At 48.2% G+C, this 15,057-nt stretch carries 8 protein-coding genes; all 8 read left to right on the top strand.

Translation table 11 applies throughout. The features are described 5' to 3' along the window. Window positions 1–123 precede the first annotated feature (123 nt). The 8 genes from BSCG_RS01080 (at window position 124) to BSCG_RS01115 (ending at window position 15,055) form a co-directional block, all read left to right on the top strand. Window positions 124–1,758: a sialidase family protein gene (locus BSCG_RS01080; protein ID WP_008777496.1), complete on the top strand. Its 1,635-nt coding sequence runs from the start codon at window positions 124–126 to the stop codon at window positions 1,756–1,758. Between the two features lie 152 nt (window positions 1,759–1,910). Continuing rightward, window positions 1,911–4,505 carry a beta-mannosidase gene (locus BSCG_RS01085; RefSeq protein WP_008777495.1) on the top strand — a complete coding sequence of 865 codons (2,595 nt, stop codon included), beginning with the start codon at window positions 1,911–1,913 and terminating at the stop codon, window positions 4,503–4,505. Between the two features lie 34 nt (window positions 4,506–4,539). Continuing rightward, the gene (locus tag BSCG_RS01090) at window positions 4,540–6,864 is read left to right on the top strand and encodes a family 20 glycosylhydrolase (RefSeq protein ID WP_008777494.1); all 2,325 of its coding nucleotides are present in this window, start codon (window positions 4,540–4,542) and stop codon (window positions 6,862–6,864) included. Next, window positions 6,864–8,939 carry a family 20 glycosylhydrolase gene (locus BSCG_RS01095; protein WP_008777493.1) on the top strand — a complete coding sequence of 692 codons (2,076 nt, stop codon included), beginning with the start codon at window positions 6,864–6,866 and terminating at the stop codon, window positions 8,937–8,939. Before BSCG_RS01090 ends, BSCG_RS01095 begins: the two co-directional genes overlap by 1 nt. Before the next feature lie 524 nt (window positions 8,940–9,463). Continuing rightward, entirely contained in the window at window positions 9,464–10,291 is an 828-nt protein-coding gene (locus tag BSCG_RS01100; RefSeq protein WP_005680497.1) for a DUF4121 family protein, read from the top strand. Between the two features lie 19 nt (window positions 10,292–10,310). Continuing rightward, window positions 10,311–11,249, top strand: coding sequence for a hypothetical protein (locus tag BSCG_RS01105; RefSeq protein ID WP_005680496.1), 939 nt, complete (start codon window positions 10,311–10,313; stop codon window positions 11,247–11,249). A gap of 79 nt (window positions 11,250–11,328) precedes the next feature. Next, window positions 11,329–14,331, top strand: a complete 3,003-nt coding sequence (locus BSCG_RS01110; protein WP_005680495.1) for an N-6 DNA methylase — start codon at window positions 11,329–11,331, stop codon at window positions 14,329–14,331. A gap of 226 nt (window positions 14,332–14,557) precedes the next feature. Then, window positions 14,558–15,055, top strand: coding sequence for a hypothetical protein (locus BSCG_RS01115; protein WP_005680493.1), 498 nt, complete (start codon window positions 14,558–14,560; stop codon window positions 15,053–15,055). The last annotated feature ends 2 nt before the right edge of the window (window positions 15,056–15,057 follow it).

Below are 15,057 nucleotides of genomic sequence, written 5' to 3'. Positions count from 1 at the left end.
CGGTGGTCAAAGTATTGACTAGTCCTACCAGAACTTGGTAAAATGAAAGTTAACTGTTTGCATAGCTGTATTATGGTAGAAAAGTTTTATCTTTATCGCGTTAAACTAACTAATACCCCCATTATGAGAAGAATTTTTTATTTACTTTTCCTTGTCTTATTAGGCTATTCTTTTGACGTAAAAGCTTCAGACACAGTGTTTATCCATGAAACACAAATCCCGGTTTTGATAGAGCGGCAGGACAATGTTCTGTTCTATATCCGGTTGGATGCAAAGGAAAGCAAGATGCTCGATGAAGTTGTTTTAGATTTCAGTAAAAGTACCAACTTAGCGGATGTCCAGGCAATCAAACTCTATTATGGAGGAACAGAGGCCTTACAAGATCAAAACAAAAATCGCTTTGCCCCTGTAGAGTACATATCCAGCCATCGACCGGGTGCGACATTGGCGGCTAATCCTTCCTATTCCATAAAATGTGCAGAGGTCGGACCATCGGAAAAAGTTGTATTAAGAGGTAATTACAATTTATTTCCAGGTGTCAACTTTTTTTGGATCAGTTTGCAGATGAAAACAGATGCCTCTTTGCATACTAAAATAGTCTCTGATTTACATGCTGTAAAAGTGGATGGGAAAGAACTCTATTGTAAATTTATTTCCCCGAAAGATATTACTCACCGGATGGCAGTCGGAGTTCGTCATGCTGGTAATGACGGTTCTGCTTCCTTCCGTATTCCCGGATTAGTGACAACCAATAAAGGAACATTATTGGGAGTGTACGATGTCCGATATAATAGTAGTGTCGATTTACAGGAATATGTAGATGTGGGTTTGAGTCGTAGCACTGACGGAGGGAAGAGCTGGGAGAAAATGCGTCTTCCGCTTTCATTTGGTGAGTATGGCGGTTTGCCTAAAGCACAGAATGGGGTAGGAGATCCCTCTATTTTGGTAGATACTCAAACGAATACCGTCTGGGTGGTTGCCGCATGGACACATGGTATGGGTAATCAACGTGCCTGGTGGAGCTCCCATTCGGGAATGGATATAAACCATACCGCACAGCTGGTATTGGCAAAGAGTACAGACGATGGTAAAACATGGTCGAAACCGATCAATATAACAGAGCAGGTAAAAGATCCGTCCTGGTATTTTCTCCTTCAAGGACCCGGACGTGGAATAACGATGAGCGACGGCACATTAGTATTTCCAACGCAGTTTATAGACTCTACCCGTGTTCCGAATGCAGGAATCATGTATAGTAAAGACCGGGGGAAAACGTGGAAAATGCACAATATGGCACGAACAAATACAACGGAAGCACAAGTTGCGGAAATAGAACCGGGAGTATTGATGCTGAATATGCGTGACAATAGAGGAGGAAGCCGGGCTATTGCCATAACGAAAGATTTGGGAAAAACCTGGACAGAACACCCGTCTTCACGTAAGACACTTCAGGAACCGGTATGTATGGCCAGTCTGATTCATGTCGATGCCAAGGACAACGTTTTGAATAAAGACCTCCTGTTGTTTTCAAATCCGGATACGACTAAAGGGCGCAATCATATAACAATAAAAACAAGTCTGGATAAAGGACTTACCTGGTTGCCCGAACATCAAATCATGCTCGACGAAGCAGAAGGATGGGGATATAGTTGCCTGACGATGATTGATAAAGAGACAATCGGTATTCTATATGAGAGCAGTGTGGCACACATGACTTTTCAGGCGGTGAAATTAACAGATTTGTTAGGAATGAAATGATAGATATAATAGCGGTTAAACTATCCGATATGATAAAAGAATAAAACCGTATATTTATCGTGGCGTGCAAAAACAACATATTTTGTTAAATTATCAGTGAAATTTGCTGAAAAAATAATATCTTTGAATCCGTTAATATCTAATGCCCCACTATGATGATTAATTTGATCGGAAAAAAGGCTCAAATAGCATGTGAACTACTATGCTGTTGCAGTATGGCATATGCACAGAGCAATGACAATTCCGAAGTTGTCGTTCTAAATACAGGCTGGGAGTTTTCCCAGGTAGGGACGGAGCTGTGGCGACCGGCACAGGTTCCGGGCACCGTTCATCAGGATCTTATCAACCATAAACAACTTCCCGATCCTTTTTATGGCATCAATGAACAAAAGATTCAGTGGGTGGAAAATGAAGACTGGGAATACCGGACTGCTTTTACAGTTACCCCCGAACAACTGAAACGGGATGACGCCCAATTGGTTTTTGAAGGTCTTGACACATACGCCGATGTATACCTCAATGGAGCATTGTTGCTGAAAGCCGATAACATGTTTGTCGGTTATACCATACCTGTCAAGTCCCAACTCCGTATCGGAGAAAACCTTCTTCACATCTATTTTCATTCCCCCATCCGGCAGACACTGCCTCAATATAACTCGAACGGATTCAACTATCCGGCAGACAACGACCATCACGACAAACATTTAAGCATATTCTCCCGTAAAGCCCCTTACAGTTATGGCTGGGACTGGGGAATCCGCATGGTGACCAGCGGCATCTGGCGTCCGGTGACCATCCGTTTTTATGACGCAGCTTCTATCAGTGACTATCACGTAAAGCAACTCGCACTGACCGACCAGCTCGCAAATCTGTCTAATGAATTAGAAATAAACAACATACTCTCCCGGCCACTTCAGGCAGAGGTGAGAATCAATACCTCATTCGAAAGAAGTGCAGAAAAAAGCATCAGCCAGGCAATCACCTTACAGCCCGGAATCAATCATGTTTCCATACCTTCCGAAGTGGCATCCCCCGTACGTTGGATGCCGAATGGATGGGGAAAGCCCGCCCTGTATGATTTCTCCGCTCAAATCATAGTAGAAGATAAAGTCGTAGCCGAGCAATCGCACCGGATAGGACTGCGTACTGTTCGCCTCGTTAATGAAAAAGATAAAGACGGAGAATCCTTCTATTTTGAAGTAAATGGTGTACCTATGTTTGCCAAAGGAGCCAATTACATCCCCCAGGATGCACTCTTGACTAACGTCACTACCGAACGCTACCAAACCTTATTCCGCGACATCCGCGAAGCGAACATGAATGTCATTCGTGTATGGGGAGGTGGAACGTACGAAGATGACCGTTTCTATGACCTGGCAGATGAAAACGGAATACTGGTGTGGCAAGACTTCATGTTTGCCTGCACTCCCTATCCGTCCGACCCCACCTTTCTGAAAAGGGTAGAGGCGGAAGCCTGCTATAACATCCGTCGCCTTCGCAATCATGCTTCCCTGGCGATGTGGTGCGGCAATAACGAAATACTGGAAGCCTTAAAATATTGGGGATTCGACAAGAACTTCCCGCCCGAAATCTATCAGGAAATGTTTCGAGGCTACGACAAACTGTTCCATCAGCTCCTTCCAGCCAAGGTTAAGGAACTGGATGCCGACCGTTTCTACATACACAGCTCCCCGTATTTTGCCAACTGGGGGCGTCCTGAATCCTGGGGGATAGGAGACAGCCATAACTGGGGAGTCTGGTATGGTCAAAAAACATTCGAGTCACTCGATACAGACCTGCCCCGTTTCATGAGCGAATTCGGTTTTCAGTCCTTCCCGGAAATGAAGACCATCTCCACTTTCGCCGCTCCGGAAGATTATCAGATAGAATCGGAAGTGATGAATGCTCATCAGAAAAGCAGCATCGGCAACGCCCTGATTCGTACCTACATGGAGCGCGACTATATCATCCCCGAAAAATTTGAAGACTTTGTCTATGTCGGACTAGTACTGCAAGGACAAGGAATGCGTCACGGACTGGAAGCACACCGCCGGAACCGTCCTTACTGTATGGGTACCCTGTATTGGCAACTGAATGACAGCTGGCCGGTAGTATCCTGGTCGAGCATCGACTATTACGGTAACTGGAAAGCCCTGCATTACCAAGCCAAACGAGTCTTTGCTCCAATCCTCATCAATCCTATCCGGCAGAACGACAGCCTCAATATCTACCTGATTTCCGACTGTCCGGACACCAAAGACCACCTGATGTTGGAAATGAAAGTAACAGACTTTGACGGAAAGAAACAAGGCAAGCCTATACAACTCAACACATTGACAGTTCCGGCTAACACTTCCCAATGCGTGTACCGTATAAAACCCGACACCTGGCTATCACCGGAAGAACAGCAACGCTGTTTCATGCAACTGACGCTAAAAGACAAGGCAGGAAACACCCTTGCCGAAACCGTATACTTCTTTAGAAAAACAAAAGACCTGCTTCTGCCTGAAACAACCGTTTCCTGCAAGATGAAACAGAAAGACGGCATGTGTGAACTGACATTGTTTTCTCCCGCTCTTGCAAAAGATGTCTTTATTGAAATTCCTTTGCAGGGAGCCCGTTTCAGCGACAACTTTTTCGACCTTCTTCCCGGAGAACGTAAAACGGTCGTCATCACTTCTCCCCAAATAAAGAAAGGAGAGGAGCTGCCTTTGACAATCAAACATATTCGTGAAACTTATAATTAATCTATTAATAACTTAACACTTAATTTTTTAGTTTATGAAGCAACTCTTTAAATTAACCGGATGTCTGGCACTAGCAGGACTTTTTGCCTCTTGCCAATCGGTGCAACAGGAAGCCAACTACCAGATCATCCCCATGCCACAAGAAATTGTAACCGCTCAAGGAAGTCCCTTCATCCTCAAGAGCAGTGTGAAAATTCTCTATCCGGAAGGAAACGAGAAGATGCAACGCAACGCAAAATTCCTGGCAGACTATCTGAAAACGGCTACCGGAAAAGATTTCGCCATTGAAGCCGGAACAGAAGGTAAAAACGCAATCGTACTGGCATTAGGCACGGAGAACGAAAATCCGGAATCCTACCAGATGAAAGTTACCGGTGACGGAATCACGATTACTGGTCCTACGGAAGCCGGCGTATTCTATGGCATCCAGTCCCTGCGCAAATCATTGCCTGTGGCTGTCGGTGCGGATATTGCCATGCCAGCCGTAGAAATCAATGACGCTCCCCGCTTTGGCTATCGTGGCGCGCATTTCGATACCAGCCGTCATTTCTTTACCGTGGATGAAATAAAGACCTACATCGACATGCAGGCTTTACATAACATGAACCGCCTCCACTGGCATATCACCGACGATCAAGGTTGGCGTCTGGAAATCAAAAAATACCCGAAACTGACTGAAATCGGTGCTAACAGAACAGAAACAGTCATCGGACGTAACTCCGGCGAATACGACGGCAAACCTTACGGTGGATTCTACACCCAGGAACAAGCCAAAGAAATTGTAGATTATGCAGCCGAACGCTACATCACCGTTGTTCCCGAAATCGACCTTCCGGGACACATGCAAGCTGCCCTTGCCGCTTACCCTGAACTGGGTTGTACCGGTGGTCCATACGAAGTATGGAGACAATGGGGTGTATCCGAGGATGTGCTTTGCGCCGGAAACGACCAAGTATTGAAATTCTTGGAAGATGTTTATGGTGAATTGATTGAAATCTTCCCATCACAATATATTCATGTAGGGGGCGACGAATGCCCGAAAGTAAGATGGGAAAAATGTCCGAAGTGCCAGGCACGTATCAAAGCATTGGGATTGAAGTCAGATCAGAGCCACAGCAAAGAAGAACGTTTGCAGAGCTTTGTCATCAACCATATTGAGAAATTCCTGAACGACCACGGACGTCAAATCATCGGTTGGGATGAAATCCTCGAAGGCGGACTTGCTCCGAATGCTACCGTGATGTCATGGCGTGGTGAGAAAGGTGGTATCGAAGCTGCGAAGCAGAAACACGATGTCATCATGACACCGAACACCTATCTGTATTTCGACTACTACCAAGCTAAAGACATCGAAAACGAACCGTTCGGTATCGGTGGTTATCTGCCGATGGAAAGAGTGTATAGCTACGAGCCGATGCCGGCTTCTCTTACTCCGGAAGAACAGAAATACATCAAGGGAGTGCAAGCCAACCTCTGGACAGAATACATCGCTACCTTCCCGCATGCACAGTACATGGTATTGCCTCGTTGGGCTGCTTTGTGTGAAATTCAGTGGTCCAGCCCCGAAAAGAAAAACTATGCCGACTTCCTGTCCCGTCTTCCACAACTGATTAAGTGGTACGATGCAGAAGGATACAATTACGCTAAACACGTATTTGACGTACAAGCCGAGTTTGACCCGAATCCGGCAGAAGGAACAATGGACGTTACCCTGTCTACCATCGACGGTGCCCCTGTTTACTATACATTAGACGGCACAGAACCTACTGCCGCTTCCTCCGTTTATGAAGGAGTATTGAAAATCAAGGAAAATGTAACCCTGTCCGCCAAAGCCATTCGTCCCAACGGCGAAAGCAAGATAGTGACAGAGAAGATTGATTTCAGCAAATCCAGCATGAAGCCGATTGTAGCTAATCAGCCTATCAATGAACAATACCTGTTCAAAGGAGCTTCCACTTTGATAGATGGTCTGAAAGGAAATAGCAGCTATAAGTCAGGCCGTTGGATCGCTTTCAACGGAAACGACATGGATATGACTATCGACCTCCAGCAACCTACTGAAATCTCAAGCGTGGCAATCTCTACCAATGTAGCAAAAGGGGACTGGGTATTTGATGCCAGAAACCTGTCCGTAGAAACTTCAGATGATGGCAAGACCTTCAAAAAGATTGCTTCCGAAGAATATCCGGAGATGAAAGAGACAGACAAAGACGGAATCGTTGAGCACAAACTAACCTTTGCTCCTGTGACCACCCAATACGTGAGAGTCATTGCTTCACCGGAGAAATCACTTCCGGCATGGCATGGAGGAAAAGGTAAAAAGGCATTTTTATTTGTAGACGAAATCAAAATTGATTAATGAATATAAGAAAAGAATACCCTAAAGTTTGTCTTTTCTTATGGATATTGGGGATGTGCTTCCATGCACATCCCATTCTGGCACAGTCCGTCATACCTGTCCCATTAAAAATGGAGCAGGGGACGGGCTCTTTTTTACTGTCAGAAAAGACTAAACTTTATACAAACCTGCAAGGTGGAGAAGCGGAACTCTGGGAGAATTACCTGAAAGCATTACCTGTTCAGCTGAAAGAAGCGAGAATGAAAGACAGGAAACAGATGCTTTTCTTATTGATAACCCCCAAGACCCCCCAATTGCCATCACCGGAAAGCTATACACTCTCCGTCACCTCTCAACGAATCGAGATCCGGGCAACTTCGGGAGCCGGATTATTCTATGGAATGCAAACCCTGTTACAGCTGATGCAACCGGCAAGCACAGGCAGCTATTCCGTACCCTCTGTCGAGATAGAAGACACCCCTCGTTTTGCTTATCGCGGACTGATGCTGGACGTATCCCGTCATTTCTCTACCAAAGAGTTTATAAAGAAGCAGATAGACGCATTGGCATATTACAAAATCAACCGTTTGCACCTGCACCTGACCGATGCGGCAGGCTGGCGGCTTGAAATCAAGAAATACCCTTTACTGACCGATTTTGCAGCCTGGCGTACAGACCCCACCTGGAAGAAATGGTGGAACGGCGGACGTAAATACCTCCGTTACGATGAACCCGGAGCTTCCGGCGGCTATTACACCCAGGACGATATTCGTGAAATACTGGAATATGCCCGTCAGCATTACATCACGATGATTCCGGAGATTGAAATGCCTTCCCATTCGGAAGAAGTGCTGGCTGCCTACCCGCAGCTATCCTGTTCGGGAGAACCTTACAAGAACTCCGATTTCTGTGTCGGTAATGAAGAAACTTTCACCTTTCTGGAGAATGTACTGACGGAAGTCATGGAACTTTTCCCTTCCGAATACATTCATGTAGGAGGTGATGAGGCCGGCAAATCGGCTTGGAAGACCTGTCCGAAATGTCAGAAGAGAATGAAAGACGAGCATCTGGCCAATGTAGACGAGCTGCAAAGCTATCTGATACACCGTATCGAAAAGTTCCTCAACAATCACGGACGCCGTCTCTTGGGATGGGACGAGATTCTGCAAGGAGGTATCGCGCCCAATGCAACCGTTATGTCGTGGCGTGGAGAAGAGGGTGGTATTGCTGCCGTCACCTCCGGCCATCATGCCATCATGACACCGGGTGCATACTGTTATCTGGACAGCTATCAGGACGCCCCGTACTCCCAGCCGGAAGCTATCGGTGGCTACCTGCCATTGAAGAAAGTATATGCCTACGATCCTGTCCCCGCTTCCTTAACTGCGGAGCAGGCAAAGTTAGTCTATGGTGTGCAGGGTAACCTATGGGTGGAATATATCCCCACTCCCGAACACGTGGAATATATGATTTATCCCCGTATGCTGGCATTGGCGGAAGTAGCCTGGTCGGCTCCGGAACGTAAGTCGTGGCCCGATTTCCATACCCGCGCACTGTCAGCAGTGGCCGATTTACAGAAAAAAGGATACCATCCTTTCGATTTGAGCAAAGAAATCGGCAGCCGTCCCGAATCTCTTCAACCAGTCAGCCATTTGGCGCTCGGTAAAAAAGTGACCTATAACTCCTCCTATAGCCCCCATTATCCCGCACAAGGCAACACAGCCCTGACAGACGGCATACGTGGTGACTGGACTTACGGTGATGGTTCATGGCAAGGATTTATCTCGGACAACCGTCTCGATGTGACGATTGATATGGAAAAAGAAACCCCTATCCATTCCATCACCGCCGCTTTTATGCAAGTGGTCGGCGCGGAAGTATTCCTGCCGGAGACAGTGATTATTTCCATTTCCGATGATGGAATTAACTTCACGGAGTTGCAAAAACAACACTTTGAAGTGAGCAAAGAAACCCCTATCCGGTTTACGGATATTTCATGGCAGGGAGAAGCCAAAGGAAGATACGTACGTTACCAGGCACAGGCCGGAAGCGAATTCGGAGGGTGGATATTTACGGATGAGATAATCGTGAAATAGACATTGTCAATATCATTTATGAATAAAAGAGGGAATCTATTCAACCAGATTCTCTCTTTTTTTTGTATATTTGTGATAGTATGAAGTATTTTATTTGACTATCAACGAATTACATTCAACTCGCATGAGAACGGGCAACGGATAAGAAAATGCCGGACTGTTCAGAATCACTATATTCCTCATGCTTTCAAATAACTCTTTGTTTCGATGCAAAGATAGCATTTTTTCTGAGAATACCGGAGTTTTCCGGGTACAAATTCATGATGAACCAATGAAATAACCTGTATCGGACATGACAGTCATACCGAAGCCGAGTTCCCCTAACTCACAGGCAAAGGTACCCCGTGTCCTGCTCGTACAAGCAAGGTCAAGCCCTCCGGGTGTCGTGGAAAAATCATCCTCGCCCGGAGGGCTTGCGGTATTTTTCCCACCAACCTTGCATGTACGGGACACGGCCTTTCATAGCCTGTAGTTACGGGAACTCCGGCCCCGAAAAGCCGGACTAACAAAAAAATATAATTGTCATGCTACAACAGGCAACAAAGGAAAAGTACGGTATCGAGACACTCAAAGAACGGAATGTTTCATACGACCATGAACATGGACTGACACAGAAAGATGTGGATATGGCCAACAATCATGTGCAGCTTATCGAGCGGACACGCTCTGAAGTCACACCGCAAATCGGCGACAGGCTGGTATATGTAACCGAACATGGGGATTATTACGGGAACGCTCTTATTGATGGCAAAAGTACAAAGGAAGGATACCTATCCATATGCGAACAGCCCTATGTTCCTTTCGTGTGGGAAGAAGGCGGGAGCATCCGTCTGAGTGTCAGCGGCGGAGCGTTCCACTCCGTAAATCCGAAGGACATGAAATTCCTGAAATGGACGGAAGGAGCGTTCAAGGACTGGGGACACTGCGGTGCATGCGCCAACGGTTCGGTGACGTTCATTGCTAAAGTGCCTTTATGGTTCTATGCCGAACCCAATTCCAGGTATGGAGATTTCACGACAGAGACCTACCGGAAGTTTTACCTGAACAAAAGGGATGAATCGGAAAGCGGCAACCTCTATCAAGGCTTTGACATCGCTTTCCGGGATGAAGCCGAGTTCTGGCAGTTCCTGAAGGACTACGAAGGAACGGTGTTCAAGGGAAATTGGGAAAATCAAATCGTGTTATGGTGTTTCCGTCGGGAATATGTGTTTCTACCTTCCGCCGAGTGGAAAACGGTTGATGCCCCTGCCGAAGAACGGAGGCTCAACTTCCACCCCGAACAGGTCAAGATAGTCAAGGACATGGAAAAGCACATCACGTACTTCTACCGAATCAAACCAGATAATTTCTAACACTTAAAATCCAACAGATATGCAAACGACAGTGACCAAGGCCGGTAACGCTCCCGACCTGCTTTCCGGTATCCTGAGCGTACAAGTGAGAAACGAGGACAAGATTACGGAACAAGACCGGCTCTATTGCCAGATGCAGCAAGAACTGCTTTACAAGACACTCGACCAGATTGACCGTTGGTACGCCGTCTTCAAGGAGGAGGCAGAACAGTATCAAGCCGAGCGCAAGTTCCATTACGAGGAGAACGGCAAGGTGTCCATGCGGGATTTCTATACTTACCATAACAACAGGGACGACTATTCTCACAACGAGTTCAAGCCGTTCGACCTGATCAATGACCTGGTGGATAAGAACCGCAACGCCAACGCGAACTTTGCGGGCCGCATCATTTCTTATTTCAACAGGACTTACAACGTGTCGGTCCCTGAATATAAAATAGACGAAAAGACCCTTCAGATGGGCTCCCGTCCTGTCTATGGGACATATGTAGATGTGGTTATCGAACACCTGGGTGGCAAGAGTTTCCGGGAAACGGCGGTGGAGGAACTTCTTGCCAGGGTTGCCAGAGTCGTCAAACCTTCCTGCTGGAGTAAAGTCAAGACGGAGCTGAAGAAGGACAGGATTGTATTTCCCGAAATCATCCGTTTCGACGATTATTACATACAATACAACAACAGGTGCAAAATCAGTTACAACTATGGCGGGGATTTGGAAACCCTGTGCGCCGGCATCGCCTACGGTGCGGACGACATACTGAACGGGAATTCAAAGATGATCATCCGTTTCGATGACAACGATGTTTCCGTCACTGACTGGTACGACCTCACGACCACCAATGCCGAGCAGATCCGGTTCTACAAGAACGGACGCATCGATGTCCGGTTCAAGGACAGCGCGGCAGCTGGGAACTGCTTCAAACGTCTCCGGCTGGATGAAATCACTCAAAGAGAGAACTGACCATGAGAAGAATCCCACAACACCCCGTAAGCCGATCCTTGCGGGGTGTTTTCATTTTCAACGATAAACAGATAAAGCCATGTATGCCATCATCCCCCAACAGATCCCGCAAGGTATGCGTGCCGAGGTCAACGAAAAGATACTTTTCGCCATAGACTCCGGCAAGGACCTCATTCCGGCGGAGAGCATCTACAACTGCTACACCGGCATCGGAGGACTGCACAACCTCAAGCAGTCCGATTTTGCCAATTACCACGAGTACGCCGAAGCGAAGAAGGAATCCGAGATGGGACAGTTCTTCACCCCGCATGAAGTATGCCGGGACATGGCGGATATGCTTTCTCCCACCTCCTCGGAAATGATACTTGACATGTGCTGCGGCATGGGCAATTTCTTCAACCACCTGCCCAACCTGCATAACGCCTACGGCTTCGACATAGACGGCAAGGCCGTTTCCGTGGCACGATACCTCTATCCTGACGCGCATATCGAGAAATGCGACCTCCGGCAATACTATCCGGAACAACGCTTCGATATTGTCATCGGCAATCCTCCTTTCAACCTGAAGTTCGACTACAAACTGTCGCAGGAATACTATATGGACAAGGCTTATGATGTGCTTAATCCGGCAGGAATCCTGATGATAATCGTGCCTGGCTCTTTCATGCAGAGCGGATTCTGGGAAAAGACACGGATAGCCGGCATAAACAGTAATTTCTCCTTTGTCGGTCAGACGAAGCTGGCCCCGTCAGCCTTTGCTGCAACCGGAGTCCATGATTTCAATACGAAGATTATGGTATTTCTCCGTAAATCGGTCCACATCGGGATGCGGGCTTACAGCGCGGAGGAATTCATAACGGTGGAAGAATTGAAAAAACGCATCGGCGGGGCAAGGGCTATGAAACACCGGTTGCGTTTCGACCTGATGCGCGAGACCAACAGGATCGACAAGGAAGAGCTTGAACTGTTCGAGTACAGACTTGCCAAGTACATGTACGAGTTGAAGGTACACGCCAAGTTGAACAGGTATATCGGCAAGACGGAGGCTTTGGTCACGAAATTCCGCAACCAGAAACCGCCCGGGAACGCCACACGGGAACAGGTGAACCAATGGGAGAAGAACAAGCTGACCCCGAAGAAAGTGCTTGCTGTCATCCGCAGGTACATCACCTCGCAAAATACTGTACCTCGCAAGGAAGTGGCGTTGGTGAAGACCTCATACGGATTCAAACTGAAACAATATGCGCCGCGTCTGTTGGACAAAGTTCCGCACAAGGCGGCAAGTATCAACGACCTCGTGCTGGAGCGTGCCGAACTGCCCATGCCGGAAGTGCCGACAGAAAAGAACATGCGCCAAATCCGTGCGGCGGAGAAACTGATACGGCGCAAGCGGAGAGAGTATGAAATGCAGGACCGGCAGTTCCCGGAGATGGAGGAAGATGACAGGCTGAAAGAATACCTTGACCGCACGACCTTCATCAACAAGGACGGTGACGTATGTGAGTTCACCACGCTCCAGAAACACGACCTTAACCTTGTCCTGCAGAAACGCTATGCGCTGCTGAACTGGCAGCAAGGCTCGGGCAAGACGGCCGCCGTGTACCACCGCGCTAAGTACCTGCTCAAATACCGCAAGGTACGGAATGCCGTCATACTGGCTCCCGCCATCGCCACCAACATGACATGGATACCCTTCCTCTCAATGAACAGGGAACAGTTCCGTGTGGCAAGGTGCAATGCCGACCTGGAAACGGTGCCGGAAGGCGTGTTCCTCATCCTCTCCACCTCCATGCTCAGCAAGCTGAAACGGGGGCTGGCAAGGTTTGTCAAGCGCACCTCAAGAAAACTGTGCCTCGTTTTCGACGAGTCGGACGAGATAACCAACCCGTCGTCACAGCGGACAAGGCATATCCTCTGCCTCTTCCGCCGTCTCAGGTACAAGATACTCGACACCGGCACGACCACCCGCAACAATATCGCGGAACTGTACAGCCAGTTCGAACTGCTCTATAACAACTCCGTCAATATGATTTGTTGGAGCGGCCGGGTGTACCACGATAACAAGGACAAGGAGATAGAGGAAGACACAAATCCCCATTACGGCGAACCGTTCTCGGCTTTCAGGGGGCATGTGCTTTTCCGTGCCTGCCATTGTCCGGGAAAATCCACCGTCTTCGGCATTGAGAAACAGAACCAGGATGTCTATAACAAGGAGGAACTGGCAGAGCTTATCGGCAAGACCGTCATCACCCGCAAGTTCAGGGATTTCGCGGGCGAGAAATACAGGATACGGACACATACCGTCAGCCCGTCCGACGGCGAGCGTGAGGTTTACCGTGTCATCATCGAGGAGTTCTGCCGCATCTGCGAGCTGTATTACAACAGCACGGGTGACACGAAGAAGGATGCCGGTCTCCGGCTTATGCGCCAGATCAAGCTGCTCATCAAGGCCTGTTCCGTCCCCCACCTGATAGAGGGCTATTCCGGCGACGGAATTCCGAACAAGACAAAGTATATCGAAAGGCTGGTGCGGAAGATACCCGGCAAGGTGGCTGTCGGTTGCACGTCCATAGCCGCATTCGACCTTTACGAGAAGCGTCTCCGCGAATGTTTCCCGGAGCGTCCTGTATTCGTGGTCAAGGGAGACGTGGCGTTCAAGAAACGACAAAGCGTTGTGACGGAGTTCGATTCCACCGTCAACGGCATACTGGTCTGCACGCAGCAGAGCCTGAGCAGTTCGGTGAACATACCCACCTGCAACGACGTGATACTGGAATCCCTGCAATGGAACATCCCGAAGATGGAACAGTTCTATTTCCGATTTATCCGTCTTGACTCCAAAGAGCAGAAGGACGTGCATTATGTCACCTATAAGGATTCCGTGGAGCAGAACCTAATGGCGCTGGTACTTACGAAGGAACGGCTGAACGAGTTCATCAAGACGGGTGAGGTCAAGGAACAGTCCGAGATCTTCGAGGAGTTCGACGTCACCATGTCCGTCATCGAGAGCCTGCTGGTAAGGGAGTGCGACAGCGAAGGCAGGATACACATCAGCTGGGGAAGCCAGCGCATAATGAATTGAAAAAAGGGAAAACTAATGGGAAACCGCAGATTCCATTCCACAGGCAAAGGTAGCCCACCCCCTTACCGGCAGGGCAAGGTCAGGCCGCAGGCGGTTTTCGGGGAAATCATCCTCGCCGGGGGCTCCGGTATTTCCCCGAAAAACCCTGCGCTGCCGGGGTGCGGACCTTTTGGAGCCTGTGGAATGAAATCCCCGGTTCCAATCATTAACTGATAAATGAAGAATTATGGACTTGAATCAAGCGGAAGTGGCAGTGACCACGCAGCATCTCATAGACACAAGGCAGGAGAAGGACAACTGGTTGCAGATGTCTGACTTCGGCGACATGGGGGAATTCCTGTGCACCTGTTCCGAACTGTTCGCCGAAGAGGAGACACCGGAATACAGGTACATGAAATGGGAGGACATTCCGGACTCACTCATCAACATGGAATGGCTGTGCCCCAACTTTTTTGAGATACGGGAAGCGATGGAACAGCTGGAAGAACCCGACAAGGATTGTTTCTTCGACTGGTGTGACCGCTACGGGCATGACATAAGCACGGAAGATGCACACCTGCTGGTGGCGCATTACATCGAACTTTTCGGGAACACGGCCTATACCGGTGATGAGCCATGCCCGGACAGCGGGGATGACAGCCTGCCGTACTACCCGGGCATATCAAGCAATTACTTCGACACGGGTATTCCCCACTTCGAGGTATTCGATGACAATTACGATTAAAA

Origin of the sequence: Bacteroides sp. 2_2_4 (assembly GCF_000157055.1) — a bacterium.
Classification (GTDB): Bacteria; Bacteroidota; Bacteroidia; order Bacteroidales; family Bacteroidaceae; genus Bacteroides; species Bacteroides ovatus.
The sequence above is the reverse complement of the archived record's forward strand: the minus strand, read 5'-3'. Positions and strand labels throughout refer to the sequence as shown.

What these genes read in the sequence shown, in the direction of transcription:
- BSCG_RS01090 (WP_008777494.1), top strand. Translation starts at nt 4,540, where the DNA reads ATGAAGCAACTCTTTAAATTAACCGGATGTCTGGCACTAGCAGGACTT.
- BSCG_RS01115 (WP_005680493.1), top strand. Translation starts at nt 14,558, where the DNA reads ATGGACTTGAATCAAGCGGAAGTGGCAGTGACCACGCAGCATCTCATA.
- BSCG_RS01095 (WP_008777493.1), top strand. Translation starts at nt 6,864, where the DNA reads ATGAATATAAGAAAAGAATACCCTAAAGTTTGTCTTTTCTTATGGATA.
- BSCG_RS01105 (WP_005680496.1), top strand. Translation starts at nt 10,311, where the DNA reads ATGCAAACGACAGTGACCAAGGCCGGTAACGCTCCCGACCTGCTTTCC.
- BSCG_RS01080 (WP_008777496.1), top strand. Translation starts at nt 124, where the DNA reads ATGAGAAGAATTTTTTATTTACTTTTCCTTGTCTTATTAGGCTATTCT.
- BSCG_RS01100 (WP_005680497.1), top strand. Translation starts at nt 9,464, where the DNA reads ATGCTACAACAGGCAACAAAGGAAAAGTACGGTATCGAGACACTCAAA.
- BSCG_RS01085 (WP_008777495.1), top strand. Translation starts at nt 1,911, where the DNA reads ATGATGATTAATTTGATCGGAAAAAAGGCTCAAATAGCATGTGAACTA.
- BSCG_RS01110 (WP_005680495.1), top strand. Translation starts at nt 11,329, where the DNA reads ATGTATGCCATCATCCCCCAACAGATCCCGCAAGGTATGCGTGCCGAG.